Source organism: Vicingus serpentipes, assembly GCF_007993035.1.
Lineage (GTDB): Bacteria > Bacteroidota > Bacteroidia > Flavobacteriales_E > Vicingaceae > Vicingus > Vicingus serpentipes.
The window spans coordinates 596,092-621,763 of the sequence record NZ_VOOS01000001.1 but is presented as its reverse complement, the minus strand read 5'-3'; the positions used below and the strand labels follow the sequence as shown (position 1 = coordinate 621,763).

Below are 25,672 nucleotides of genomic sequence, written 5' to 3'. Positions count from 1 at the left end.
GATAAAAAATTTAATAACCACTATTACATTTCATTCTTAAATTGGCTAGCTCAGGATGAGAAATTGCCAATTCAATTTGACTCATCATTTTATCTTTATCGCGACCTAAAACACCCTTTAATACTAAACTATTACAAGCATGGTCGCTCCTAAAAATGGTTTCTTCTAAATCTAAATGATGCATAAAAAGATGCATTTCTTTAAATAATTCAAATTGGTTCAACTCAATAAATTCTCCCTTATATCTATCTTGAAAATGAGCCATGCCTTTATGTGCGGTTAGTACTAAAGTAGAAGCATATTTTGGTTGAGTTTCGTTCAATACTTTGGCCGAATTTATAGCGTGTTGCTTGGTTAATAATTTACCACCAACTCCGTTTATAATCATTACAGAGCTATTCATGCCAACTGCTTTCGATTTATTTAAACCTTCAATAGTGGTTTCAAAAGTTTCTCCTTTTTGAATGCATTCTAAAACTTTACTGTCGCCAGATTCTATACCAACGTAAAGAAGCGTTAAGCCAGCTTCATATAATTCTTTTAGTTCTTCGCTCGATTTACGTGCCAAATTACTTGGTGAAGCATAAGTTGAAATTCGTTGTAAGTTTGGAAATGTAGCTTTTACTTTTGCTAATATTCTCAGTAATCTTTCAGTAGATAAAACCAACGGGTCACCATCAGCTAAAAAAACTTTTCTTACACTATCTTGGTAAGGAATAAAAGCATCAATATCATTAAAAATGTCTTCTTCTTTACGTGCTTTAAATCGTTTGGAAGTGTACATTTCGCAAAAAGAACACTTATTCCATGAGCAGCCCAACGTTACCTGTATAATTAAAGAACGAGCTTCGCTTGGTGGGCGAAACAAAGGCTCATCATAATTTATAGGGTAATGATACATTAGTCTCTTTTATGAAATTTTTTCTTAGGTCTAAAATTTTTCTTTTTATTATAAGGTCGGCTCGTTATTTTGTATTCAGGTCCTTTTGCAAAGCCTTCTGGTAAATCAAGTTTAGGAACTTCTTTTTCTATTAATTTTTCTATTTTAGAAAAGTTAAAACATTGGTCAGCATTAACAAAAGTATAAGCTTCTCCAAAAGTTCCTTCGCCTCTGGCAGTTCTACCAATTCGGTGAACATAATCTTCTGCATCATGAGGTACTTCATAATTAATAACCATGTTAATACCTTTAATGTCAATACCCCTAGAGAGAATATCGGTAGCAACCAATATTTTTACTTTTTTATTTTTAAAGTCCAATAAAACTTGTTCACGTTCTCCTTGGTCTAAATCAGATTGAATACCTTTTGCTGGTAGACCAACTTTTTTTAGTGCTTGAGTGATCTCTTTCACAGCTGTTTTACGAGATGCGAAAATGATAATGTGTTCGTAATCCTTATCTTTTAATAAACTTTTAATTAATTCAATTTTCTGATTGTCGTGAACTAAAAAAGCACCTTGTGTAATTGCGTCGTTAGGTTTTGAAATAGCAATACTTATTGAAATAGGATCATCTAGTAGCTTTTCAGTCAATGCTCTAATTTTAGTAGGCATTGTTGCAGAGAACATTAAGTTTTGACGTTTTTTTGGAAGCTTTTCAGCAATCATCATAATGTCTTCGTTAAAACCCATGTCTAACATTCGGTCAGCTTCATCCAAAATAAAATGTTTGATGCCTGAAGTATCAAAATAACCCATGTTTAAGTGAGATATAAACCTGCCAGGAGTACAAACAATAATATCTGCACCAGTTAAAAGCGCTTTTTTCTCAGACTCAAAAGATTGACCATTTCCACCACCATAAATAGCAATAGAGGTAGCGTTAGTAAAGTAGCTTAATCCTTCAATTTGTTGGTCAATTTGTATGGCTAACTCTCTTGTGGGAACAACGATTATAGTATTTGTTTTGTTATGTGTTTGCGATAAGCATATGCTATTTAAAATAGGTAGCACAAAAGCAGCAGTTTTTCCTGTTCCTGTTTGTGCACAAGCTATCATGTCTTTACCATTAATAATGTGAGGAATAGCTTGTTGTTGAATTGGGGTAGGAGTGTCGAAGCCAATTGCATCAATGGCTTCGTTAATTTGAGGCTCAAAGCCTAAGTCTATAAATTTCATGTAATTCTTTAAGTTGTTTGAACTATTTTGTAATCAGTTCAATAATTTTTTGTGTATGAAGGTCGGCAAAAGATTTCGACTTTTCAATGGCTTCGTCAGAATAGTTATTGATTTCGTGAGAAATAACTTCAGTGTTGTAGTTCATTTTACAAAAATCGGCCAAGCCTTTAAATGGAAATATAATTTTTTCTACAACATCTCTGGGGTAATCTTTTACTGAACTACCAGTTGTAAAAGAAACTATAATTTCTTTTCCTTCAAGCTGATATTTATCTTTTCCAAATGCAAAGCCGTAGGTGAATACTTTATCTTTCCATTCCTTTAGTATTGCAGGAACGTTGTACCAAAATAAAGGGTATTGAAAGATAATAACGTCTGCTTTTTTTAATGCTTCTTGTTCTGCTTCAACATCAATATTAAAATCAGGGTAAAGTAAGTTTAAATTTCTTACTTCTGAGTGTTCAAGTTGATCTATGGCTTCACTAATAGCTTTGTTTCCAATCGATTTTTCAATTTCTGGGTGAGCAAGTATTACAAGTACGTTTTTCATTCAATCTATTTTAGTGCAAAAATATTAATTGTAATGCTAATAATATTTATTATTCTTTTAAATTTAACTAACTAAAAATCAGTGTTTTAATTGTTTTGCTTATAAAAATGATGTTTTTTTAATCAAAAATGATAGTATTACTATTATATTTGTGTGCAAAATAATTATAAATAGAAGTGTTAATACCAAAAATTACAATACAAGTAAATGAAAAAATTTACATTAAGAACCCAGAATCATCTGATTTAGGGAGACGTATTGTTGAAGGAAGTATAGATTTAATAAATGAAATAGGCTTTGAAGCTTTTACTTTTAGAAAGTTAGGAGTGGAGTTGCAATCTACTGAGGCTTCAATTTACCGGTATTTTGAAAGCAAGCATAAGCTTTTGTTGTATTTAATATCTTGGTATTGGCATTGGATGGAGTATAAAGTAGTTTTCGGATTAGCAAATATTGAATCTCCATACGAAAGGTTGACTAAAGCAATTAGAATATTAACAGAAGAAATAACAGAAGACAGTAATTTTAGTCATATTAACGAGATTAAACTAAATAAGATTGTTATTTCTGAATCATCAAAAGCATATTTAACTAAGTGTGTAGATCAAGAAAATGAGATTGGTTCTTACTCTGTTTTTAAACAATTAGTAGAACGAATAAGTGATATTATTTTAGAAATTAATCCAAAATATAACTATCCTCACATGCTGGTTTCAACAATTATTGAAGGAGCTCATTTGCAGCGATATTTTGCAGAGCATTTACCTCGATTAACGGATGTTTCTGAGGAAGAAGATTTGATTACTTCTTTTTACGATGAATTGGTTTTAAAAGCAATAAAATAAAAATATGAAAAGAGAAATTTTAACCCCACTAAAAAGGTTTGTAAATCTACTTAAGGTTGATAAGCAGGATATTTTTAGTATTTATGTTTATGCTTTATTCAATGGAATTTTAAGTTTGTCAATCCCTCTTGGAGTTCAAGCTATAATTAACTTTATTACTGTTGGCGAAGTTTCAACCTCATGGATAATTTTAGTTGTTCTTGTAATATTAGGTATTGCCTTGTCTGGAGTTATGCAAATTATGCAATTAGTTATTACTGAGAACTTGCAGCAGAAAATTTTTACTAGGTCAGCATTTGAATTTGCATATAGAATACCTAGGATTAAGTTGGAAGCAGTTGATAATCAATATGTTCCAGAGTTGGTGAATAGGTTTTTTGATACGCTAGGACTTCAAAAAGGACTATCTAAAATTATTATGGACTTTTCTAGTGCTTCTTTGCAAGTATTATTTGGATTGATATTGTTGTCATTATATCATCCATTCTTTATTATGTTCAGTTTAGTGTTATTGTTAATTGTTTATTTCATTTTCAAATTTACAGTGCCTAATGGTTTGAGAACAAGTTTAAAAGAGTCGTCATATAAATATGAGGTAGCTCACTGGTTAGAAGAAGTTGCAAGAACTACATCTACTTTTAAGTTGGCAGGTGAAACTAATTTGCCTTTAAGAAAAACAGATGAAAAAGTACAGGGCTATTTAACGAACAGAAAAGCACATTTTAAAACACTGTTAATACAATATATAAACTTAGTAGGGTTTAAAATGTTAACAGCGGCTGGTCTTCTAGTTATTGGAGGGTTGTTGGTAATTAATGAGCAAATGAATATTGGGCAATTTGTAGCGTCAGAAATCATTATTATTTTGGTTTTGTCTTCAGTTGAAAAATTGATTTTAAGCATGGAAACCATTTATGATGTTTTGACTTCTGCTGAGAAAATTGGTTTAGTAACTGATTTAGAATTGGAAAAAGATAAGGGAGAGAGATTAGATTCTTCTGATGCTGGACTTTCAATAAAAGCTAAAAGTCTTAATTATTCATTTGAGAATAATTCAGCTCCTACTATTAAAGATATCAATTTTGATTTAAAATCGGGAAAATCGTTATGTGTTGCTGGTTCAAGTGGCTCAGGAAAATCATTTTTACTTCAGTTGGTGGCAGGTTTATATGATGACTTTACAGGTTCTATTGTGGTTAATGACTATCCTATCTCAACTATATGTAAAGAAAATTTAAGGACTCATATTGGAGACAACTTGTCTAAAGAAGACATTTTTAAAGGAAGTTTATATGAAAATATTAGCTTAGGAAAATCATTTGTAACTCAAGAAAATGTTCATGAAGTTATTAAAGTAGTTGGCTTGTCAGATTTTGTAGAATCTCTTTCAGAAGGATATCATACTCAGTTGCTTTCTGAAGGTAAAAACCTTCCTAAGAGTATTAAATTAAAAATAATATTAGCTAGAGCTATAGTTGGATTCCCTAGATTAATATTACTTGAAGACAACTTTAAACAATTGCCTGAACTTGATAAGGAAAGATTTTTAAATTACATATTTGGATCTGATAAAAAATGGACAATTATGGCAGTTTCTAATGACAAAGAGATTGCATCTAAATTTGAAAAAGTATTAGTGCTTGATCAAGGAAACCAACTTGGTTTTGATAGTTTGTCTAATTTATCCAACGAGAGTTGGTTTAATCAAATATTTATAAAGTAAAATAGCATGTTAAACTTAAGTGAAAATAGGATAGACGATAAAATTCATACTAAGCTATATGATTCGTTTTCAATGCTAAAAAATTATAAAGCATTCTCAGTTTTTTCAAGGATATTGATTTTTAGTTTTGTTACATTAGTTTTGATTGTATTGTTACCTTGGACTCAAAACATTAGATCTAGAGGATATGTTACAACATTGCAGCCTAACCAAAGACCACAAACTATAAATTCCGTAATAGCGGGTAAGATTGAAAAATGGTTTGTAAAAGAAGGGGATTACGTGGCTAAAGGTGATACAATTCTCTTTATATCTGAAGTGAAGGACGAATATTTTGATCCTGAATTATTGTCAAGAACTGAATCTCAAATTAAATCTAAAGAACTTTCTGTTAAGTCTTATATGGATAAAGTGAATTCTCTTGATATTCAAATTGATGCTTTATTACAAACTCAAAAATTAAAGAGAGAGCAAGCTAATAATTACATAAAACAAGCTCAGCTTAAAGTTTTGTCCGATAGTGTTGATTTAGAAGCTGCAAAAACCAATTATCAAATAGCTGAAAAACAATTTCAAAGGCAAGAAGAGTTATATAAACAGGGTTTGAAGTCGTTAACAGATTTTGAAACTAAAAAACTAAAACTGCAAGAAACACAATCAAAATTGATAAGTGCTGAGAATAAATTATTAGCAAGTAGAAACATTCTTATCAATGCTCGGGTTGAAGTAAATTCTATAAGAAATCAATATGTAGATAAGCTTTCAAAAGCAGAATCGGATAAGTATTCAGCACTTTCTAATATGTATGATGCTGAAGCTCTTGTTACAAAGATGCAAAATCAATATATGAATTATTCTGTAAGGCAAGGGATGTATTATATTACAGCACCTCAAGATGGTTATGTAACTAAAGCTATTCGATCTGGTATTGGTGAAACACTAAAAGCTGGGGAGGAAATGGTAAGTATTATGCCTGCGAAATATGATTTAGCAGTAGAAATGTATATTGAACCATTTGATTTACCAATAGTGAGCAAAGGACAAAAAGTTCGATTTATGTTTGATGGTTGGCCTTCGGTTGTTTTCTCAGGTTGGCCTAATGCATCTTATGGAACTTTTGGAGGAAAAGTAGTAGCTATAGATAATTTTATTAGTGAAAATGGAAAATACAGAGTTTTTGTAGCTCCAGATGAAGATGATGAAACATGGCCAGAAAGCTTAAGAGTTGGTTCTGGTGCAAATGGTATGGCATTGTTAAAAGATGTGCCAATTTGGTACGAGTTATGGCGTAACTTAAATGGGTTTCCTCCAGATTATTACAAAAGTTCAGAAATTAAAAAAGCAGGCAGTAAAAAATAATTTTTACAAAAATGAAAATAAGAATAACATACCTAATTATTTTGCTAGCAAATACTATTGCTTTTACTCAGACAGAGAATACTAAAACGCTAGGGTTTAATGAATTTATTGAAATAGTTAGGTTGAATCATCCAATTGCCAAGCAAGCTGAATTAAAAGTTGAGTATGGTGAAGCCTATCTTCAAAAGTCTAGGGGGTTATTTGATCCAAAGGCATTTTCTGAAGTAGCTCAAAAGTACTTTAATGAAAATCAATATTTTAGCACAACTAATTCAGGATTAAAGATACCAACTTGGTATGGACTAGAGTTTAGTGGCGGTTATGAACAAAATCAGGGACAATATTTAAACCCGCAAAACAATAATCCTAATGCAGGTTTGTGGTATGCCGGAGTTTCTTTGTCTTTAGGGCAAGGGCTTTTTATAGACGAGAGAAGAAGTGAGTTGAGAAAAGCCCAATTATATTTAAAAGGAACACAAGCTGAGCGTCAAGCGTTGTATAATGAATTGATTTATGAGGCTGGTAAGTTTTACTGGGAGTGGTTTAACAGTTATAATACATTGTCAGTTTATCAAGACGCTGTTTTTTTTGCAAATCAACGATTCGAGGCAGTTAAACAGGGAGCTTTTTTAGGGGATAAATCTTTTATAGATACAGTTGAAGCAAGTATTCAAGTTCAAAATAGATTGCTAAATTTGCAGCAAGCTGAAATGAATTATAAAAATGCAACTGCGATGTTGTCAGTATATTTATGGGGCGAAGGAGTTATACCGCTTGAAATTGCTGAAGGTACAGTGCCATTAAAAGCAGATGAGGTTGAAAACTTAACCGTTACTGGTCAAGTTTATCTTCAAATGGATAGCATTGAACAAAATCATCCGGAATTAGTTCAATATCAGTATAAAATACAACAACTCGGAATAGAAAAAAGGTTGAAACAAGAAATGATTAAACCGAAACTAAATTTGAAATATAATGCAATTACTCAGCCGGTTGGTAATGATGTTTTTAGTAATTATAATTTAAATAATTATAAATGGGGAGTTGAATTTAGTATGCCTTTGTTTTTAAGAAAAGAAAGAGGCGATTTGAAATTGGCAAAATTAAAAATTAGTGAAACCCAGTTAGTTTATGATGCCAAAATTGCATCATTAACATTTAAAGCTAGAGCCTCAATTAATGAATTGGAAACATCATACAATCAAGCAAATTTGTATGCTCAAACAGTTACAGATTATGCTAAACTTTTAAATGGTGAAAAACAAAAGTTTGATGCTGGTGAAAGCTCATTGTTTATGGTAAATTCAAGGGAGATGGGGTATATAAATACTCAGCTTAAATTAATAGAACTTATATCGAAAAATCAAAAAGCAAAATTAGCTACTGACTATGCTTTGGGTTTATTATCTAATAATTAATAATAAAAATGGAACAAATAATTTCTTCAGATTTTAAACTTGGAATTTTAGGAGGTGGCCAATTGGGTAAAATGCTAACCTTGGCAGCAAGTAATTGGGATGTGAATACTTATGTATTAGATCCTTCAGATTCTTGTCCTTCTGCTCCAACATGTACTAAGCTTGTTGTAGGAGATTTTAATTGTTTTTCAACTGTTTATGATTTTGGTAAGAATCTAGACATGATTACTATTGAAATTGAAAATGTGAATTTAGATGCTCTTATTAAGCTAAAAAGTGAAGGTAAGAAAGTATATCCTTGTCCTAAAAAATTAGCGATAATAAAAGACAAAGGATTGCAGAAAGAGTTTTATGAGAAAAATGGTTTTCCTACATCTAAATTTCAGTTGTTTGAATCTGAAAACGAGATAAAAGATTTAGTGAAATCCGGAGCTATAAGTTTGCCTTTTGTTCAAAAATTAAGAAAAGAAGGTTATGATGGTAAAGGGGTTAAAATTGTAAAATCTCAGGATGATTTAAACGACCTTTTGGTGGGAAAATCTCTTATTGAAGATAAAGTTGAAGTATATAAAGAGCTATCTGTTATTGTTGCTAGAAGTGTTAATGGAGAGATTAAATGTTTTCCATTAGTGGAGATGGAATTTAACCCAACAGCGAACTTAGTTGAGTTTTTAATTTGTCCAGCAAATGTTGCTGATTCGGTTGAAAAGAAAGCTGAGAAATTAGCAATTGATCTTGTGGAAGCACTAGAGTATGAAGGTATTTTAGCTGTTGAAATGTTTTTGGATAAAGATGATAACATACTAATAAATGAAGTTGCACCAAGAACTCATAATAGTGGGCATCATACTATTGAGAGTATATTTACCTCGCAATATGAGCAGCAATTAAGAGCTATTTTTGGGTTTCCTTTAGGGAGTACAGAACTGAAAATTCCATCAATAATGATTAATGTTTTGGGTGAACCAAATTATGAAGGTAAAGTTCTTTATTCTGGGTTAATGAAGTGTATGGAAGTTGATGGAGCTAAATTTCATATTTATGGGAAAAAAATTACAAAACCATATCGTAAAATGGGACATATAACCATATTAGATAAGGATATTAATAAAGCCAGAGAAAAAGCAGAATTTATAAAAGAGAACTTAAAAGTAATCGCATAAAATTATAACGATGAGTAAAAAAGTAAGCATAATTATGGGGTCAGATTCTGATTTACCAATAATGAAAGATGCAGCAGATGTATTAAAAGAATTAGGAGTAGAAGCAGAGGTTACAATTGTTTCGGCACATAGAACTCCAGAGCGATTAATGGACTTTGCTAAAAATGCACATTTAAGAGGTGTTGAGGTTATTATTGCTGGTGCTGGTGGTGCTGCTCATTTGCCAGGTATGGCCGCATCGTTTTCTCCTTTACCAGTTATAGGGGTGCCAATCAAGTCAAGTAATTCAATTGATGGGTGGGATTCTGTATTGTCAATTTTACAAATGCCAGGTGGAGTTCCAGTAGCTACAGTTGCTTTAAATGGAGCGAAAAACGCTGGAATATTAGCTGCTCAAATTTTAGGTGTTGCTGATGAGAAGATTAGAGCCAATATTATTGAGTATAAAGCAAACTTAACCAATCAGGTGCAAGCTAAAATTGATGTGCTTGAAAAAGATGGTTATGAGAACTATAAAAAATAGAAATTATGGTATTACTTCATGTTGTCTCAAATGATGAAAATCAAGCCAATGAAATAGTTGACTTTTTAACAAAAGATAAACTAATACTTGAAGCCGTAATTCTTGAGAAAGTAAAAGTAAGAAGAAGGAATGCTGCTGGAGAACTAGATACTTTTAATCAAATTATGATTATGGCTAAGACTAAAGCTTTATTGTTTAATCATATTGCTGATTTGTTGAAGAAAAAATACTCATCAAATATGCCTTCAATCTATTCTTTACCTATTGTAAATATGGACTGGGATCAAGTAAATGAATTGGTTAAGGAAACGGCTAAAATTTAATCGTTATTCAACATACATCTTTTTAGCTAGCTTAATTCTTTAATAACTAACTTTGCAAAACATTAAAAATTATTGTTTTGGCAAATTTTGAAGAATTAGGGGTAAGAAAAGATTTTATTAAAGGTTTAAATGAGTTAAACATCATTGAACCCACCGAAATACAAACAGAAGTTATTCCATTATTGTTGGAAACCAATACTGATTTGGTTGGACAAGCACAAACTGGTACAGGTAAAACTGCTGCCTATGGTTTACCCTTATTACATAAAATTGATTCTAAGAAAAAAGTTGTGCAAGGTTTAATTCTTTGTCCTACACGTGAACTAGGACAGCAGGTAGCTAAACAACTTTTTAAGTTTACCAAATACACTGATAAAATCTTTACTGAAGCCGTTTATGGTGGTGCTAAAATCGAGATGCAAATTGCTAATTTAAAGCGACCGACTCATATTATTGTAGCTACTCCAGGTCGATTAATTGACTTAATAAACAAAAATGCAGTTGACATTAGTAATGTTAAAACTGTTGTGTTGGACGAGGCGGATGAAATGTTGAGCATGGGGTTTAAAAAGGAACTGGATGAAATTTTAAAACATGCAAAAAAAGCAGAGAATAAATGGTTGTTTTCGGCAACAATGCCTCACGGAATTAAAGAAATTGTAAATACACATATGGCTGAAGATGCTCACCGAATTGAAGTGAGTGCAGATAAGGTGGTGAATAAAAAAATTGAACACCAATATTTAATATGTGACGATTTGGATAAACTACAAGTTTTGTTGCAGTTTATAAGAACCCAAAAAGACAACAGAGGAGTAATATTTTGTAAAACAAAAGCAGCGACTCAAAAATTAGCAAAACAATTAATTGCCAAAAATATTTCTGCTGATGCTATACATGGCGATTTGCTGCAAAAAGAAAGAGATAAAGTAATGCGAGCTTTTAAAAATGAAAGCTTACAAATATTAATTGCAACCGATTTGGCTGCGCGTGGAATTGATATAGAAGCATTGTCTTTTGTTGTTCATTACCAATTGCCTGACCAAGAAGAATATTATACTCACCGAAGTGGGAGAACTGCAAGAGCTGGAAAAGAAGGGATTTCTTTAGCTATTGTAAACGCTGTTGAATTAAAGCAGTTACGCTATTTCGAAAAAGCGTTAAAAATCACTTTCAATCAAGTTAGGCAGGTTTAATTTATTATGGAATACACTGATATATTAGTTAACATTCGAAAAATATTACGCTCAATTAACCTTGAAAGTAAGCGTGTGCAAAAAGAATATGGTATTAGTATTCCACAGTATTTATGTTTAAATTATTTAAATCAGCAAACTGAATACAAATCTACATCAACAGAAATAAAAAAGTATTTAAACTTAAATGCAAGTACAGTTACGGGCATTATTTCAAGACTTGAGTCGAAAGGCTTTATTGCTAAACTACCTAATCAAGGAGATAAGCGTTCTACATTTATCTATTTAACAGCACTAGGAGAAAAAACAGTCAATTCAATTCCTGCTTTATTGCATGAAAAACTTTCTGATAAACTTAAAAAACTTCCACAAAGTGATTTATCTAAAGTGCAAAATTCATTAGAGTTACTTGTTCAATTTATGGAAGTAGAGGGTGTTGATGCTTCGCCTTTAATTACTCCCGACGGTAAAATCAATTTTGATTAAGTATCCTTCTATTTTTTATTCCAATTTATTATTGATAATTTTGTTTCAGTAGAAACTAAATTGTTTTTATTAGTAATCAATTTTATGTAATTCGCTTATTTTATTTAAGATAATAAGTAAATATTACAGGTTAAATCAATTTTTTAATTAATAAGTAGTCAAAATTTAAAATATATTTAAATAGTTTCTATAGAAACTAAAAGATTATGCACATCATAGATATTATCATTTTTATAGTATACATGCTCCTAATGTTAGGAGTTGGTTTTTTCTTTTATAAAAAAAATACATCTATTGAAGATTACTTTGTAGGTGGAAGATCGATAGGAAGTTTTCATATAGGATTATCAGTTGTTGCTACTGATGTTGGAGGTGGGTTTTCAATTGGGTTAGGAGGCTTAGGTTTTACGATGGGATTATCTGGTTCTTGGATGTTGTTTACAGGGTTAATTGGAGCATGGTTAAGTGCCGTTTTTCTTATTCCTAAGGTAAGTAGGTTGTCTAATAAAATTAGTTTATTCACTTTCCCTCAAATATTTAAGGCTTTTTATGGAAACAACACAGCAATGTTAGCAGCCATTATTTCTATTATAGGTTATATTGGGTTTACCAGTTCACAAATTTTAGCTGGAGCTAAATTGGCTTCCGCTACTTTCGATGGTTTTTCATTTACTCAAGTTTTAATAGCAATGGGTGTTTTAACTGTTGTATATACCGCTATCGGAGGTTTGAAAGCAGTTATTTTTACCGACACAATACAGTGGATTATATTAATGGTAGGGCTATTGTTTATAGGAGTGCCAGTTGCATACTACAAAATAGGAGGATATGATGTAATTGTAAATACCTTGCCAAAAGAATTTTTAAGTTTCACTAATTTATCATGGCAAACAGCTGTTAATTGGGCGATAACTATTATTCCTATTTGGTTTGTTGGAATGACATTATATCAACGAATATTTGCTTGTAGAAGTAAACGGGAAGCACAAAGAGCATGGTTTATAGCAGGATTATTTGAATGGCCAATAATGGCACTTTTAGGAGTAGTTCTAGGTATGTTTTCTAGAGTAGCTATGGAGCAAGGAATGCTATCTGTAGGTTCTGAAATTGATGCTGAATTAGGATTGCCATTATTACTTAAAAATGTATTGCCTATTGGTGTTGTTGGTTTGTTAATGTCAGCTTATTTTTCAGCTATTATGTCAACAGCTGATAGTTGTTTAATGGCAGCTTCTGGAAATATTGTAACGGATGTAATTAAGCGGTTTTTTATTGTTTCAGATAAAGCCACATTAAGATTGTCTCAAATAACCACACTTTTAGCAGGTATGCTGGCGATATACATTTCATTACAAATGCAAAATGTGTTAGAGTTAATGTTATTGTCTTATTCTTTTATGGTTTCAGGATTGTTTATACCTATTCTAGGAGCGCTTTTTTGGGATAGGAGCAGTGCAACAGGAGCTTTTTCAGCTATGTTGGGCGGTGGAGCTTTAACAGCATTCTTGATTGTTATGAAAATAGAAATGCCTTTTGGATTGGACCCTAATTTTTATGGAATTCTCTCTTCAGTTATTCTTTTTGTAGTATTAAGTTATGTGTTCCCAAATAAGGCAAATCATGTTAAAATTTTAATCTAAAAATTATAAAAGATGATAGATAGTAAAGAAAATGTTACAATTACTCATAAGTTGATTAATAAAAAATCTGGAAAAATTGAATTAATTAAGAATGGGGAAATAGCCGCTTTTTTACACAAGCACCTTGAGGAATATGGAGATTCTATTGATGATATTCAAAAAGCAATAGACTATATTTTTGATAAAGTAGGAGGTTATGTATTGGTACAATTTATTGCTCAAGAAATTTCGGGAGTAGTAGTTGTAAATGAAACAGGAATGTCAGGGTATATTCCAGAAAATATCTTAGTATATATAGCCATGAATAAGAAGTTTAGAGGTAAAGGGTATGGGAAGTTGTTAATGAAAAATGCTATTAAAGTTAGTGAAGGAGACATCGCTTTACATGTTGAAAAAGATAATCCCGCCAGATTTTTATATGAAAGATTAGGGTTTAGAAATCCTTATTTGGAAATGAGATTAAAAAAATAATAATGGATATAGAGCCTTTTATTGAATATAGAAAATACTTACACCAAAATCCTGAATTGTCAAATGACGAAAAGGAGACATCGAAATACATTCAACAACAACTTAAAGAAATTTGTCCTAGTGTTGAAATTCATCAAGTAGCTGAAAATGGAGTTCTAGCTATTTTTAAAGGAGAAAAAATAGGGAATCATGTAATGTATCGTTGTGAATTAGATGCATTACCTATTGATGAGCAAAATACTTTTAAACACAAATCAAAAAAGAAAGGAGTTGCTCATAAATGTGGGCACGATGGACATATGGCAATTATGCTAGCTTTTGCATCGTATATAGCCCAAAATAAACTAAAAAAAGGAATGGTTTCTTTGCTTTTTCAACCATCAGAAGAAAATGGAGAGGGAGCAAAACGGGTAATTGAAGATAAAGAGTTTAAAAAATACTGTACCCCTGATTATGTATTTGCCTTACATAATGTTCCTGGATATGAAGAGAGTGCGGTAGTAATTAAATCAGGAACATTTACACCTTCGGTAATTAGTGCTAAAATTAAGTTGATTGGAAAAACTGCACATGCAGCTGAACCTGAAAATGGAATTAACTCAGTTTATGCTATTGCAGAATTGATAAAACGAATTAAAAGTTTAGAAGTAAACGATGCTGATTCATTAAAAATTATTACACCAATTTTTGTGAAAGTAGGGTCAGAATCTTACGGTGTTGCTGCCGGAAATGGAGAGATTGGTTTAACATTTCGAACTTCAACCAATACAATGATGGAAAAGTTAAAGGAGAACTTTTTAAATGTATTAATGGAAGAGGTTCAACAGCACAAGTTATCATACGAAATAGAATGGTTACAAGAGTTTCAGTCAGTAGAAAATGATAATAGAGCTATAGATCTTATTCAGAAAGCAGCAATTGATGCTCAATTAAGTTCAGTAATAAAAGAAAAACCTTTTAAATGGGGCGAGGATTTTGGTTTGTTTACTCAAAAGTTCTCAGGAGCTATGTTTGCACTAGGAGCAGGAAAAGATTCTCCTGCTTTGCACAATCCTGATTATGATTTTCCAGATGCGTTAATTTCATCAGGAAGCAAAATGTTTATTAAAATATTAGAACAACTACAGTAATGTTTCATACCTCATATATCGAAATTAGTAAAAGTGCACTTAAAGCTAATATATCATTTATCAATGATGTAATTGGAGAAAATTGCGAATTAATATCTGTAGTTAAAGGCAATGCCTACGGACATGGATTAAATTACTATGTTCCTTTAGCTTATGAGTGTGGACTGAGAAGTTTTGCTGTTTTTAGTGCTTTTGAAGCTAGAAAAGTATTAGATACTCAACTTGATTACAAAAGATTAATTATAATGGGGGATTTAGGAGATGAAGATATTCCTTGGGCAATTGAAAACAATATTGAATTTTTTGTTTTTGAAATGGATCGTTTAAAAGCAGCAACAGAAGCAGCTAAACGGTTAAAAATAAAAGCTAAAGTTCATATAGAAATAGAAACAGGATTAAATAGAACAGGCTTTTCCTCTAAAGAATTAAAAAGAGTTGTAGATGTTATTAATGTCAATCAAAATGATTTGTTAATCGAAGGTGTTTGTAGTCATCTAGGTGGTGCAGAAAATATTTCAAACTACCTTAGAATTAAAAAGCAGATATCTAGTTTTAATAGACAAATAAAATGGTTGAATAAAAAGGAAGTTCCTTTTATAAAATTGCATTTAGCATGTTCTGCAGCTATTATTAATTATCCTAAAACAATACTAGATATGGCTAGGGTAGGTATAATGCAATATGGTTTTTGGCCAAGTAAAGAAGTAAAGATGGCTTATTTAGCAAAAAACAAGAAAGTAGATGACCCATTAAAAAGAGTTATTTCTTGGAAAAGCAAGGTGATGAGTGTTAAGCAAGTGTCTGTCGGAGAATTTATTGGTTATGGAAATGTTGCAATGGCTGAAACTGATATGAAGGTTGTAACTGTTCCTGTAGGTTATGCTCACGGATTTAGTCGTTCGTTAAGTAATCAAGGGAGGGTTTTAATTGCTGGGTTAAGACTAAATATAATCGGAATGGTAAACATGAATATGATTATTGTAGATGCAACTAACTTGCCCGATGTTAAAAAAGGAGATGAAGTAGTTCTGATAGGAAATCAGGGTGAGCAAAGTATTTCTGTATCATCATTTAGTGATTTGAGTGATCAGTTAAATTATGAGTTACTCACCAGATTGCCTCACGATATACCCAGAATAATAACAAAATAAATTATGGCTTTTATAGAACTATATAAAGATAAATTAAAACACAATTATCAGTTTTTAGATACGCTTTTAAAGAAGAATGGAAAAGAGTGGGCAGTAGTTTCTAAATTACTGTGTGGTAATAAAATTTACATTAAAGAGCTAATTGATTTAGGAGCTCGTGAAATTTGTGATTCTAGGGTAAGCAATTTAAAAGTAGTAAAGCAAATTAATCCTAATGTAGAAACTGTATATATAAAACCACCAGCAAAACGTAGCATTAAAAATATAGTAAAATATGCCGATGCAAGTTTTAATACTGAGTTTGAAACCATAAAACTATTATCTGAAGAGGCATTAAAACAAGGGAAAATTCATAGAGTGATAATCATGATAGAAATGGGTGATTTACGTGAAGGTGTAATGGGAGATGATTTGCTTGACTTTTATGAGCAAATATTTAAGTTAAAAGGCATTCAAGTTACAGGAATAGGTACTAATTTAAATTGCTTGAATGGGGTACTTCCTTCGCATGATAAATTAATTCAACTATCACTTTATGAACAGTTAATCGAAACTAAGTTTAATAGAAAAATACCATGGGTTACAGGTGGAACGTCTATCACTTTGCCTATGCTAAAAAAGAATCAGATTCCGAAAGGAATAAATCATTTTAGAATTGGTGAAACACTATTTTTTGGAAATGATTTATTAGAAAATATCCCGTTTAAAGGGATGAGGCAAGATGTAATAAAATTGTTTGCAGAGATTATTGAAATAACTGAAAAACCAAAAGTTCCGGTGGGCGAGTTGGCAGAAAACCCTTCAGGAGATTTGTTTGAGGTGGATGATAGTGATTATGGAGAAATGTCTTATCGAGCAATTATTGATATTGGATTGTTAGATATTACCACCGATTTTTTAATTCCAGAAGATGGCCAAATTTCAATAATAGGAGCTAGTTCAGATATGTTAATTCTTGATTTAGGAAAAAGCTATAAAAAATATAAAGTAGGAGATCTTATCTCATTTCGATTAAAATATATGGGAGCATTAAGTTTATTTAATTCCGATTATATTGAAAAAAGATTAGTTTAATTATAAAAGCTTTAACATTTACTTTTAATTAGGTTTGACAGATTTTATTCTGCTGATTAGAGAAGTTATTTGAAATTCATAAGTTTGTTAATGTCAATTAATGAATATAAAATGAAAAAAATAAAGTTATCATCGTTTATAGCTTTTGTTTTAATTGGAGTCTTAATCTTAGCTTCAAGTTCAATTTCGCTTTGTCAAAAAATAGAACTCCCACTAGAAAAGAACTATAAGGTAGGGAAAGAAGTGGAAATTAAACATTTAGGTAAAACATCTATTGAATCTTCTGATTATGATAAGCACATAAAAATAACGGATAAAGAAGTTTTAATTACTGAGAATAATAAAATTATTCATCGTTATAAAGTCATGAAAAAAGAGATAGCTTCAGGAAACACTGTACTAACTACCGTTATTGATGATCGTTCTATTTTTAAGGTTTGGATATATCCATGTGATTGTTTAGTAAGAATAAAGAATTCCAAATGGGAATTTAAATATAAAGTTCTAGATAAATAATACGGATAATTCTAATATCAAAAATATTGATAGATTAGGATTCTTTATTTTCTTTTTTTTCAATTCAAATCTAATAAAGCATTAAGCTTATTCATATCGAAAGGAGATTAGTTTAGTAGGTTTAAATTTTATAAGGTCCGAATCTTTTAACAATTGCATTGGTTCTATAGTTAAAAATTTCGTTTAGTTTACCTTTTATAATAATGCTGTTTGCAATTGCACCTAGTATTCCAAATGGAGGAGAATAACTAACAATATCTGTCATTAAAACACCATAAGGTAAGGGTTCGATAATGTGTTGGTGATGCCATAGCTTATATGGTCCTATTCTTTGCTCATCTACAAAATAGGCTTTGTCTTTTACTTGCGATATTTCGGTAACCCAGGTAGTTTTAATACCCAATAAAGGACTTACTTTATAGCTGATAATTAATCCTGGATACATTTTTTTAGGAGTATTTTCAGAAGTAATATCAAATCCCATATAGTCTGGAGTAATTTCTTTAAGGTTGGCTGGAGAAGAGATGAAATCCCATATTTCGTCAACCGAAGCATTTACTTTCTGTGTTTTTGTAAACTGATAAAACGCCATATTAAACTTGAGTTAATTGATTCATTTGTTTTAATATTTCTTCGGCTTCAGCATATTTTTGATCACTTAGCTGTCTGTTGTAAGTTGATAATTTGTAAGCCTCATTTAAAAGCTTTTTATATTCTATATTCAACTTTTCAGTTACTGTTTTTTTCTTAAAAAAATTTAGCATAATTTTTAGTTTAGTAAGGATTTGAAATTATTTATTTTAATCTCATCGGCTTTTAATGAGTGCATAAGATTGTATAGTCCAAAAAGTGTTCTATTGATGTAGATAAAGTGTTTAGAACCTCTATTTCCGTTATACTTTTTAAGCTCTACATTTTGAGCATATTTTTTTCCTATATCTGCTATAGCATTAAAATATTCAGCATCTGAGAAGTTAAATTGGTCCGACTGAAATGGTAGGGTAAAATGAGTTAATAATTCGTGAAACATTTTGGTGAAAAAACTTGCTTCAATTTCATTGTCATCTTTTCTAATTATTTCTAGTTTTTTAAGCCTGATATCAAATTCTTCAATACAGTTTAATATTAACGGATTTGTTAAATCGAAATAGGGATTATAAAATTCCATTGGAATAGCTTTCATACATCCAAAATCGATAGCAATAAGCTCATTTTTTTCAGAGACTAAAAAGTTTCCTGGGTGCGGGTCGGCATGTACTTTAAAAAGCCCATGCAATTGAAACATGTAAAAATCCCATAGTGTTTGTCCAATCTCATTTCTTTTTTGTTGATTGGTTTCTGCTTTAACATATTCTGAAAGGTGTTTGCCTTCCATCCAATCCATAGTGATTATTCGTTCGCAAGAAAATTCTTTATAATAAGTTGGGAAAATTAGGTTCTTAATGTTTTTACATTGGTTAGATAGGTTAATACTCTCTTCAATTTCTAGAGTATAATTCGTTTCTTCAATTAACTTGTTTTCAACTTCTTTAAAATATTTATCTGAGTCTTTTCCTTTGATATTGAACATTTTTAAAGCAATAGGTTTAACCAATGCTAAATCAGAACTTATGCTATCAGCAACTCCAGGATATTGAATTTTTACCGCTAATTTTTTGTCGTTTGTTTTAGCTTGATGCACCTGACCTATGCTAGCTGCGTTAGTGGCATTAGAATTAAATTCAGTAAATATTTCTTTAGGTGTTTTTCCAAAATAAGTTTTAAAAGTTTTATTTACTAAAGGTGCTGATAAAGGAGGAACAGAAAACTGTGATAACGAAAATTTGTCTCCATAAGCTTCCGGTAAAATATTGTTTTCCATGCTTAACATTTGCGCTACTTTTAGAGCACTTCCTTTAAGCTGTTTTAAACCATCATAAATGTCGGAAGCATTAGATTGATGCAAGTTTGATAAAGCTTCACTTTCTGAAGATAATAGTTTATCTCCATAAAACTTTAAGTAGTTTACACCAACTTTAGCACCAGTTTGTAAAATTTTTGATGCACGCTGTATTTTTGTGGTGGGTATTTTATCTATCGTTTCCATCTACATTGAAAAATGTGTCTTTTCTTTTATTAAAAACTTACCCAAATCAATAATGTGCTTAAGAGGATTGTTTTCTATGATGTTAAATCCGGTGGTTATTGATTTTTCGATTAATACATCTGTTTTTTCAAAATTTGCTGATTCATCTTCAAGCCAAAAATTTAAGATAAAAAGAAATTGGGCCCAAGATATTTTAGCTACTCCTTTTTCTTTGTAGGCTTCAATTTTTTCGATTTTTAAATCGGGTAGTTTAATAGATAAAGTATCAATGTATTCTTCAAATTTCCCATTAAAATCGGCTAATTGCTTGTAGTTCTTAAGCTGATTTTTATCTTCAGTTAAAACAAACGCTATGTAACTTCGGTTAGCCTTAAACAATTCAAAAATGGTGTAATAAAAACTGATTAGTTTTGATTTAGCATCATAATTACCATAATCTTCATCTTTATGCAATAATTCTGTGGTAAAATTAAAAAATTGAGTAAAAACCTGTTTTTGAAGAGATGAAAATGAACCAAAATGGGTGTAAAATTCTTTTTCTGTTATACCAATTGATTTAGTAAAACTATGTATGCTTTCTGGTTGCTTGTTATGCTCAAGGACATAATTCATATAATTCGAAATCAAGCTTGATTCGGTGGATGTTTTCTTTTTAGCCATTTCATTTAAATTTTATATAAAAGTACTTATTATTGTTTAATGTTTTTTAAAAAATATTAAACAATAATAAATTCTATTAATGATTAGGCAATGTGAATTCTGAAACTAGATTAACATATAAATAACCAAAACTAGTAATAGTGATGCAGCAATTATTGAAGGGAATATGGCTTGATTAACCCATTTTTTGTCTTTTGCAGTTCTAATTATTTTTTGCTTTGTTTTTATTTTATGTGCTATATCTCCATTTTTATAGTGAATTTTTAATTCAGTATTGTTACCTAATTCATGCATCATCGCTAACTTATGATCGGATGAAATAACAAAAGTTTCTGTATTAGGACTCAATTTATTGATCTCCTTTACGATTAACGCACCATTCTTAGCATTAGGATCTTGACTGTTTAGATGAAAATCAATTATAGCTAAATCAGGTTGTAAGTTGAAATAAAGTAAAGCTTCTTCTCCTTTTTTGAAAGTATAAATTTTAAAATTAGGGTTTTTCATAAGCTCTTCTTTAAGCATCAATAAATAGAAAGGATCATCATCAATAAGGAATATAATTAACTTATTCGCTTTATTTCTTTCGATGAAATTTATCATCCCGTGATAATCTTGAAATACTGTATCTTTTTTCATAGGTATTAATTTTTTTTCCTTTGAATAGAATAACGTGCCAACATCCTTTTTTTGTTTAATGTATTGTAAGTTAATGTTTTATGGGAAAGGGCTAAAGTATGTTTATTCCTGTTTTGGGAATTTACTTCCCTTTTATGGAAATAAATATTTTATACCCTCGTCTAAAATATGGAAATATCCCATAATGAAACATTTATTGAAATCTATCGTTTATGTTATTGTAAATTAAAACTATTAAGATTGGAAGGATTTAAAATATTTATTGCAGAGGATGATGTTTGGTACAGTGAAATACTTCGCTACCATCTAGAGTTAAACCCAGATTTTGAGGTTAGAACCTTTGATTCTGGAAAAAAATTAAAAGCAGCATTACACTTAAAGCCAAACGTGGTTACATTGGATTATTCTTTACCTGATACAAATGGTAAAGAATTACTTGCATACATAAAAAGCGAGTCTCCAGATACCCAAGTGGTAATTATATCTGGTCAAGAAGACATAAGTACTGCTGTAGATCTTTTAAAAGAAGGCGCATATGACTATTTGGTAAAAGATGATGATACTAAAGATAGAATATGGAAAACAATTTTGCATATCAATGAAAATGTATCTTTAAAAGATGAGATTAATATTTTAAAATCAGAAGTTGAAAAGAAGTATGATTTTTCTAAAACTATTAAAGGTAATAGTCCAGCAATCAGAAAAGTATTTAGATTAATTGAAAAAGCAATATCAAATAATATTACAGTCTCTATCACTGGAGAAACAGGTACAGGTAAAGAGGTAATAGCAAAAGCTATTCATTACAATTCAGAAAGAAAAAAAGAACCTTTTATCGCTATTAATGTAGCAGCTGTTCCATCAGAATTAATCGAGAGTGAATTGTTTGGTCATGAACGGGGTGCATTTACTGGTGCACAAACTAGACGTAAAGGTAAATTTGAAGAAGCAGGTAAAGGAACTATATTTCTAGATGAGATTGGTGAAATGGATGCAAATATGCAAAGTAAATTATTGCGGGTTCTCCAAGAACGAGAAGTTGTTAGGATTGGTGGTAATGAAGTGGTAAAATTAAAATGTAGAGTTGTAGTTGCAACTCATAGAGACTTATTGCAAGAAGTTAAAAAAGGAAATTTCAGACAAGATTTGTATTACAGACTATTAGGCCTTCCTATAGATTTACCTCCTCTTAGAGCTAGAAAAGAAGATGTACTCATTCTAACTAAGCATTTTATTGATGAGTATGCGAAAGAAAATGGAGTCAATCCTAAAAAATTATCTGAACAAGCAAATAAAAAATTGTTAGCATATAGTTTTCCTGGAAATATAAGAGAATTAAAGGCCGTAATTGAACTTGCGACAGTGTTAGCTGATGGAGATGAAATTGAACCGAATAATATTAATTTTCCTTCAACAGACCCATTGTCTGATTTAACATTGGAAGTAAAATCACTAAAAGAGTATACAAACATTATTATAAAGCACTTTTTAGACAAACATAACAATAATGTGATTGAAGCAGCAAAAGAACTTCAAATTGGAAAGTCGACAATTTATAGAATGTTAAAAGAAGAACATATAAATTAAAAAATATGAAAGGAATTGTATTTACAGAATTTTTAGAATTAGTTGAAAATAATTTTGGTCTTGAAGTTGTTGATCAAATTATAGAAGGTTGTGATTTGGAAACAGGTGGTATATATACTTCGGTTGGAACTTATAGCCATAAAGATATGTTTAAGATGGTAGGTAAATTATCAGAATTGAAAGGTGTACCCGTTAAAGATTTACTTGAAATTTTTGGGGAGTATTTTTTCGGTACACTAAGTAGGGATTATCCTCAATTTATGATTCAAGAAAATATATTTGAATTTCTAAAATCTATTGATGATTATATTCATCCAGAAGTTTTAAAGTTATATCCTCAAGCTGAATTACCTTCTTTTGAATATGAAAAATTATCTAATAACGAAATCAACCTCAATTATAAGTCATCTAGAAAAATGTCAGATTTAGCAGTAGGCTTGATAAAAGGAGCTGCAACTTATTTTAAAGAGGAGGTTAATATTGAAAAGGTTATTGAAGAAAATGATGGCTCTTATGTTGTTTTAAAAGTTAGTAAAATTGGATAAAAACAAAGAAATAGAGATTTTAAAGAAAGCACTTTTTAGAGAAAAGAAAGCCAGAAAGGAGGCTGAATCTTTTATTGAATCAAAGAGCCGTGAGTTATATGAAAAAAATAATCTATTAACAAAACTTAAAGAGCACCTTATAGAAGAAGTAATAAGAAGAACTAAAAAAATTGAAGATCAACAAAAGCAATTTAGAGAACTGATTGAGAATGCTTCAGATATTATATTTACTATAAATATTAAAGGATTTTTTACTTATGTGAATCCTGTTTTACAAAAAATATCTGGTTATACAGAGGATGAACTTTTAAATATGAGTTTTCTTGATTTACTTTTAGAAGATGATAAAAAGAGAGTTTTAAGCCATTATAAAAACCAATTATCTCAGAATCAAGAAATATCAAATATTGAATTTCAGATAATAACTAAATATGATGAGGTAATATGGATAAATCAAACAGCAAGATTATTATTTGATGAAGAAGGACCTAAAGAATACGTTGTTATATCAAGAGATGTAACTAAAATTAAAGCAGCTAATGAACTAGTAAAACAAAGTGAAGAGAAGTATAGGGGGATTATCGAAAATTTAGAGCTAGGTATTTTAGAAGTAGATAAAAATGATAAGATAATTAAGGCTTATCCAAAATTTTGTTCGTTGTCTGGTTATTCCGAAAAAGAGCTTTTAGGTAAATCTCCTACAAAATTATTTTTAGAACGAAAGTCTAGAAAAATAATGCAGTTACAAAATAAAATTCGACTAAAAGGTATACCAGGAGTATATGAAGTACCTCTTATTAAAAAAAATAATGAAATAGCATGGGTTATAATAAGTGGAGCTCCTTTTTATGATAATAAAGGGAATTATGCAGGTACTGTAGGGATTCATTTAGATATAACAGAAAGAAGAAAAATGGAATCCGATTTAAGGGAGGCAAAATTTAAAGCAGAAGATTCAAATAGGGTTAAAGAAATGTTTTTAGCAAACATGAGTCATGAAATAAGAACACCTTTAAATGCAATTATGGGAATGTCTGAATTACTTGAGAAATCTGTACTAGATAGTTCACAACAAAATTATTTATCTGCAATTCAGTCTTCATCTAGTAATTTATTGGCTTTAATAAATGATTTACTAGATTTTTCAAAAATAGAATCGGGTAAGCTTACAATAGAAGAAATAAGCTTTAACCTTAAAGAACTTGTATGCAAAAACAAAGATATTTTAAGTTTTAAAGCAGACGAAAATGGAGTGAAAATAGATTGTGATGTAGATCAAAACATACCAGAATATTTAAGTGGAGACCCAACAAGGTTAGGTCAAGTTTTATTAAATTTATTAAGCAATGCAGTTAAGTTTACACATAATGGATTAGTTACGATTACTGTAAAACTTTTAAAAAAAGATAAAAAAATGAATACCATCTTATTCTCCATTAAAGATGATGGTATCGGTATTGATGAAAAAGCTTTAAAAAATATTTTTGATGATTTTTCGCAAGCCGAAGAATCAACTACTCGGAAATATGGAGGTACAGGTTTAGGTTTGTCAATAAGTAAAAAAATAGTAAACCTTATGAAAGGTGAACTGAAAGTTAAAAGTAAATTGAATTTAGGTTCAGAATTCTTTTTTACTATAGATTTAAGAGATGCAGATATTAGTTCTCTTGAAAAAAATAATGACACACAAAACATAATAAATGATAATTTTCAGCAAGCTAAAATATTACTAGCTGAGGATAATCCTGTTAATACCTTGCTTGCTACTACTATACTCAGTAATTGGAATTGTGAGGTTGATACCGTGGAAAATGGAATGGAAGCAATTGAAAAAATAAAAGCTAAAGACTATGATATTATTTTAATGGATCTTTCTATGCCAAAAATGGGAGGTGTTGAAGCAACAGAAATTATAAGAAAAGATTTAAAAAATAATACTCCAATAATAGCATTAACTGCTAACGCTATTAAAGGAGATGATGACAAATGTATTGAATCTGGAATGAACGGATATTTATCAAAACCATTTAAACAAATAGATTTGAATAGAGTTTTGTATACTTGGATAAATATACCTGAAACAATAAATAATCAATTATATAATTTAGATAAACTTAAAAGTATGGGAGATTCAGACTTTTTGGATAAAATGGTGAATCTATTTTTAAGTGAAACTCCCAAGGATATATCATTGATGAAGACTGCTTTAGATAGACTGGATTATGAAAATGTATCGTCTATAGCTCATAAAATTAAACCATCTGTAAATTATGTTTGTGTTTCTCAGTTATATGATGATGTTAAATCAATTGAATTATGGGAAAATTCTGATTCTGAGATGATCAAAAAGACCAGCAAGTTTATTGATGATATAAACTTAGTTTTAGCTCAATTATCAACAAAAAGCTAATTCCCAAAATAGGATATTCTTTCCTCATTTTAGAATAAGGCATTGGGTTTTAATTTATT

At 30.3% G+C, this 25,672-nt stretch carries 26 protein-coding genes; 18 read left to right on the top strand and 8 right to left on the bottom strand.

Annotation, left to right across the window (positions count from 1 at the left end; all coding sequences use genetic code 11):
• Window positions 1-10: 10 nt before the first annotated feature.
• From FRY74_RS02780 to FRY74_RS02770, 3 genes are read right to left on the bottom strand one after another with little or no spacing between them, the layout of a single operon-like run.
• Window positions 11-901, bottom strand: coding sequence for a radical SAM protein (locus FRY74_RS02780; protein ID WP_147098385.1), 891 nt, complete (start codon window positions 899-901; stop codon window positions 11-13).
• Window positions 901-2,118, bottom strand: a complete 1,218-nt coding sequence (locus tag FRY74_RS02775; protein ID WP_147098384.1) for a DEAD/DEAH box helicase — start codon at window positions 2,116-2,118, stop codon at window positions 901-903. The genes FRY74_RS02780 and FRY74_RS02775 overlap by 1 nt, the downstream gene beginning before the upstream one ends.
• A gap of 22 nt (window positions 2,119-2,140) precedes the next feature.
• Window positions 2,141-2,668, bottom strand: coding sequence for an NAD(P)H-dependent oxidoreductase (locus tag FRY74_RS02770; RefSeq protein ID WP_147098381.1), 528 nt, complete (start codon window positions 2,666-2,668; stop codon window positions 2,141-2,143).
• A gap of 176 nt (window positions 2,669-2,844) precedes the next feature.
• On the opposite strand from FRY74_RS02770, the gene FRY74_RS02765 reads away from it, so the two are divergent.
• The 15 genes from FRY74_RS02765 (at window position 2,845) to FRY74_RS02695 (ending at window position 17,686) form a co-directional block, all read left to right on the top strand.
• Window positions 2,845-3,513: a TetR/AcrR family transcriptional regulator gene (locus FRY74_RS02765; RefSeq protein ID WP_317132186.1), complete on the top strand. Its 669-nt coding sequence runs from the start codon at window positions 2,845-2,847 to the stop codon at window positions 3,511-3,513.
• Between the two features lie 4 nt (window positions 3,514-3,517).
• A complete protein-coding gene (locus FRY74_RS02760; RefSeq protein ID WP_147098377.1) occupies window positions 3,518-5,236 on the top strand; it encodes a peptidase domain-containing ABC transporter in 1,719 nt (572 codons plus the stop codon).
• A gap of 6 nt (window positions 5,237-5,242) precedes the next feature.
• Entirely contained in the window at window positions 5,243-6,595 is a 1,353-nt protein-coding gene (locus FRY74_RS02755; RefSeq protein ID WP_147098375.1) for an HlyD family secretion protein, read from the top strand.
• A gap of 11 nt (window positions 6,596-6,606) precedes the next feature.
• A complete protein-coding gene (locus FRY74_RS02750; protein WP_147098373.1) occupies window positions 6,607-8,013 on the top strand; it encodes a TolC family protein in 1,407 nt (468 codons plus the stop codon).
• A gap of 8 nt (window positions 8,014-8,021) precedes the next feature.
• Complete coding sequence (locus FRY74_RS02745) at window positions 8,022-9,176, top strand: 5-(carboxyamino)imidazole ribonucleotide synthase (protein WP_147098371.1); 1,155 nt, start codon at window positions 8,022-8,024, stop codon at window positions 9,174-9,176.
• Window positions 9,177-9,186: 10 nt separating this feature from the next.
• Window positions 9,187-9,699: a 5-(carboxyamino)imidazole ribonucleotide mutase gene (gene purE, locus FRY74_RS02740; RefSeq protein ID WP_147098369.1), complete on the top strand. Its 513-nt coding sequence runs from the start codon at window positions 9,187-9,189 to the stop codon at window positions 9,697-9,699.
• A gap of 5 nt (window positions 9,700-9,704) precedes the next feature.
• Complete coding sequence (gene cutA / locus FRY74_RS02735; protein ID WP_147098367.1) at window positions 9,705-10,022, top strand: divalent cation tolerance protein CutA; 318 nt, start codon at window positions 9,705-9,707, stop codon at window positions 10,020-10,022.
• Between the two features lie 77 nt (window positions 10,023-10,099).
• Complete coding sequence (locus tag FRY74_RS02730; protein WP_147098366.1) at window positions 10,100-11,218, top strand: DEAD/DEAH box helicase; 1,119 nt, start codon at window positions 10,100-10,102, stop codon at window positions 11,216-11,218.
• A 6-nt stretch (window positions 11,219-11,224) separates the two neighbouring features.
• Window positions 11,225-11,704 (top strand): MarR family winged helix-turn-helix transcriptional regulator, encoded by a 480-nt coding sequence (locus FRY74_RS02725; protein ID WP_147098364.1) that lies wholly within the window; start codon window positions 11,225-11,227, stop codon window positions 11,702-11,704.
• Between the two features lie 206 nt (window positions 11,705-11,910).
• Window positions 11,911-13,344 carry a sodium:solute symporter family protein gene (locus FRY74_RS02720; protein WP_147098362.1) on the top strand — a complete coding sequence of 478 codons (1,434 nt, stop codon included), beginning with the start codon at window positions 11,911-11,913 and terminating at the stop codon, window positions 13,342-13,344.
• A 12-nt stretch (window positions 13,345-13,356) separates the two neighbouring features.
• On the top strand, window positions 13,357-13,815 hold the full coding sequence (locus FRY74_RS02715) for a GNAT family N-acetyltransferase (RefSeq protein WP_147098361.1): 459 nt from the start codon (window positions 13,357-13,359) through the stop codon (window positions 13,813-13,815).
• 2 nt (window positions 13,816-13,817) lie between these two features.
• Window positions 13,818-14,945 carry an amidohydrolase gene (locus tag FRY74_RS02710; RefSeq protein WP_147098359.1) on the top strand — a complete coding sequence of 376 codons (1,128 nt, stop codon included), beginning with the start codon at window positions 13,818-13,820 and terminating at the stop codon, window positions 14,943-14,945.
• Complete coding sequence (gene alr, locus FRY74_RS02705; RefSeq protein ID WP_147098357.1) at window positions 14,945-16,096, top strand: alanine racemase; 1,152 nt, start codon at window positions 14,945-14,947, stop codon at window positions 16,094-16,096. Before FRY74_RS02710 ends, alr begins: the two co-directional genes overlap by 1 nt.
• 3 nt (window positions 16,097-16,099) lie before the next feature.
• Complete coding sequence (locus FRY74_RS02700; protein ID WP_147098355.1) at window positions 16,100-17,170, top strand: alanine racemase; 1,071 nt, start codon at window positions 16,100-16,102, stop codon at window positions 17,168-17,170.
• Window positions 17,171-17,281: 111 nt separating this feature from the next.
• Complete coding sequence (locus FRY74_RS02695) at window positions 17,282-17,686, top strand: hypothetical protein (protein WP_147098352.1); 405 nt, start codon at window positions 17,282-17,284, stop codon at window positions 17,684-17,686.
• 121 nt (window positions 17,687-17,807) lie between these two features.
• On the opposite strand, the gene FRY74_RS02690 is transcribed toward FRY74_RS02695, so the two are convergent.
• The 5 genes from FRY74_RS02690 to FRY74_RS02670 form a co-directional block, all read right to left on the bottom strand.
• The gene (locus FRY74_RS02690; RefSeq protein ID WP_147098350.1) at window positions 17,808-18,278 is read right to left on the bottom strand and encodes an SRPBCC family protein; all 471 of its coding nucleotides are present in this window, start codon (window positions 18,276-18,278) and stop codon (window positions 17,808-17,810) included.
• Window position 18,279: 1 nt separating this feature from the next.
• Window positions 18,280-18,450 carry a Lacal_2735 family protein gene (locus FRY74_RS02685; protein WP_147098348.1) on the bottom strand — a complete coding sequence of 57 codons (171 nt, stop codon included), beginning with the start codon at window positions 18,448-18,450 and terminating at the stop codon, window positions 18,280-18,282.
• Window positions 18,451-18,455: 5 nt separating this feature from the next.
• Entirely contained in the window at window positions 18,456-19,772 is a 1,317-nt protein-coding gene (locus tag FRY74_RS02680; RefSeq protein ID WP_147098346.1) for an ABC1 kinase family protein, read from the bottom strand.
• A complete protein-coding gene (locus FRY74_RS02675; RefSeq protein ID WP_147098344.1) occupies window positions 19,773-20,432 on the bottom strand; it encodes a TetR family transcriptional regulator C-terminal domain-containing protein in 660 nt (219 codons plus the stop codon).
• A gap of 105 nt (window positions 20,433-20,537) precedes the next feature.
• Window positions 20,538-21,071 (bottom strand): response regulator, encoded by a 534-nt coding sequence (locus FRY74_RS02670; RefSeq protein ID WP_147098342.1) that lies wholly within the window; start codon window positions 21,069-21,071, stop codon window positions 20,538-20,540.
• A 168-nt stretch (window positions 21,072-21,239) separates the two neighbouring features.
• Here FRY74_RS02670 and FRY74_RS02665 point away from each other — a divergent pair, with 168 nt between their 5' ends.
• Genes FRY74_RS02665 through FRY74_RS02655 form a run of 3 tightly spaced genes read left to right on the top strand, consistent with a single transcriptional unit; the run spans window position 21,240 to window position 25,613 of the window.
• Window positions 21,240-22,658 carry a sigma-54-dependent transcriptional regulator gene (locus FRY74_RS02665; protein ID WP_147098340.1) on the top strand — a complete coding sequence of 473 codons (1,419 nt, stop codon included), beginning with the start codon at window positions 21,240-21,242 and terminating at the stop codon, window positions 22,656-22,658.
• Window positions 22,659-22,663: 5 nt separating this feature from the next.
• Window positions 22,664-23,203 carry a heme NO-binding domain-containing protein gene (locus FRY74_RS02660; protein ID WP_147098338.1) on the top strand — a complete coding sequence of 180 codons (540 nt, stop codon included), beginning with the start codon at window positions 22,664-22,666 and terminating at the stop codon, window positions 23,201-23,203.
• Complete coding sequence (locus FRY74_RS02655; protein WP_147098336.1) at window positions 23,196-25,613, top strand: hybrid sensor histidine kinase/response regulator; 2,418 nt, start codon at window positions 23,196-23,198, stop codon at window positions 25,611-25,613. The genes FRY74_RS02660 and FRY74_RS02655 overlap by 8 nt, the downstream gene beginning before the upstream one ends.
• The last annotated feature ends 59 nt before the right edge of the window (window positions 25,614-25,672 follow it).

Bases quoted from the DNA above. Each gene is read 5' to 3' on its own strand.
- FRY74_RS02780 (WP_147098385.1), bottom strand. From the start codon at position 901: ATGTATCATTACCCTATAAATTATGATGAGCCTTTGTTTCGCCCACCA.
- FRY74_RS02775 (WP_147098384.1), bottom strand. From the start codon at position 2,118: ATGAAATTTATAGACTTAGGCTTTGAGCCTCAAATTAACGAAGCCATT.
- FRY74_RS02770 (WP_147098381.1), bottom strand. From the start codon at position 2,668: ATGAAAAACGTACTTGTAATACTTGCTCACCCAGAAATTGAAAAATCG.
- FRY74_RS02760 (WP_147098377.1), top strand. From the start codon at position 3,518: ATGAAAAGAGAAATTTTAACCCCACTAAAAAGGTTTGTAAATCTACTT.
- FRY74_RS02755 (WP_147098375.1), top strand. From the start codon at position 5,243: ATGTTAAACTTAAGTGAAAATAGGATAGACGATAAAATTCATACTAAG.
- FRY74_RS02750 (WP_147098373.1), top strand. From the start codon at position 6,607: ATGAAAATAAGAATAACATACCTAATTATTTTGCTAGCAAATACTATT.
- FRY74_RS02745 (WP_147098371.1), top strand. From the start codon at position 8,022: ATGGAACAAATAATTTCTTCAGATTTTAAACTTGGAATTTTAGGAGGT.
- purE (WP_147098369.1), top strand. From the start codon at position 9,187: ATGAGTAAAAAAGTAAGCATAATTATGGGGTCAGATTCTGATTTACCA.
- cutA (WP_147098367.1), top strand. From the start codon at position 9,705: ATGGTATTACTTCATGTTGTCTCAAATGATGAAAATCAAGCCAATGAA.
- FRY74_RS02725 (WP_147098364.1), top strand. From the start codon at position 11,225: ATGGAATACACTGATATATTAGTTAACATTCGAAAAATATTACGCTCA.
- FRY74_RS02720 (WP_147098362.1), top strand. From the start codon at position 11,911: ATGCACATCATAGATATTATCATTTTTATAGTATACATGCTCCTAATG.
- FRY74_RS02715 (WP_147098361.1), top strand. From the start codon at position 13,357: ATGATAGATAGTAAAGAAAATGTTACAATTACTCATAAGTTGATTAAT.
- FRY74_RS02710 (WP_147098359.1), top strand. From the start codon at position 13,818: ATGGATATAGAGCCTTTTATTGAATATAGAAAATACTTACACCAAAAT.
- alr (WP_147098357.1), top strand. From the start codon at position 14,945: ATGTTTCATACCTCATATATCGAAATTAGTAAAAGTGCACTTAAAGCT.
- FRY74_RS02700 (WP_147098355.1), top strand. From the start codon at position 16,100: ATGGCTTTTATAGAACTATATAAAGATAAATTAAAACACAATTATCAG.
- FRY74_RS02695 (WP_147098352.1), top strand. From the start codon at position 17,282: ATGAAAAAAATAAAGTTATCATCGTTTATAGCTTTTGTTTTAATTGGA.
- FRY74_RS02690 (WP_147098350.1), bottom strand. From the start codon at position 18,278: ATGGCGTTTTATCAGTTTACAAAAACACAGAAAGTAAATGCTTCGGTT.
- FRY74_RS02685 (WP_147098348.1), bottom strand. From the start codon at position 18,450: ATGCTAAATTTTTTTAAGAAAAAAACAGTAACTGAAAAGTTGAATATA.
- FRY74_RS02680 (WP_147098346.1), bottom strand. From the start codon at position 19,772: ATGGAAACGATAGATAAAATACCCACCACAAAAATACAGCGTGCATCA.
- FRY74_RS02675 (WP_147098344.1), bottom strand. From the start codon at position 20,432: ATGGCTAAAAAGAAAACATCCACCGAATCAAGCTTGATTTCGAATTAT.
- FRY74_RS02670 (WP_147098342.1), bottom strand. From the start codon at position 21,071: ATGAAAAAAGATACAGTATTTCAAGATTATCACGGGATGATAAATTTC.
- FRY74_RS02665 (WP_147098340.1), top strand. From the start codon at position 21,240: ATGGAAATATCCCATAATGAAACATTTATTGAAATCTATCGTTTATGT.
- FRY74_RS02660 (WP_147098338.1), top strand. From the start codon at position 22,664: ATGAAAGGAATTGTATTTACAGAATTTTTAGAATTAGTTGAAAATAAT.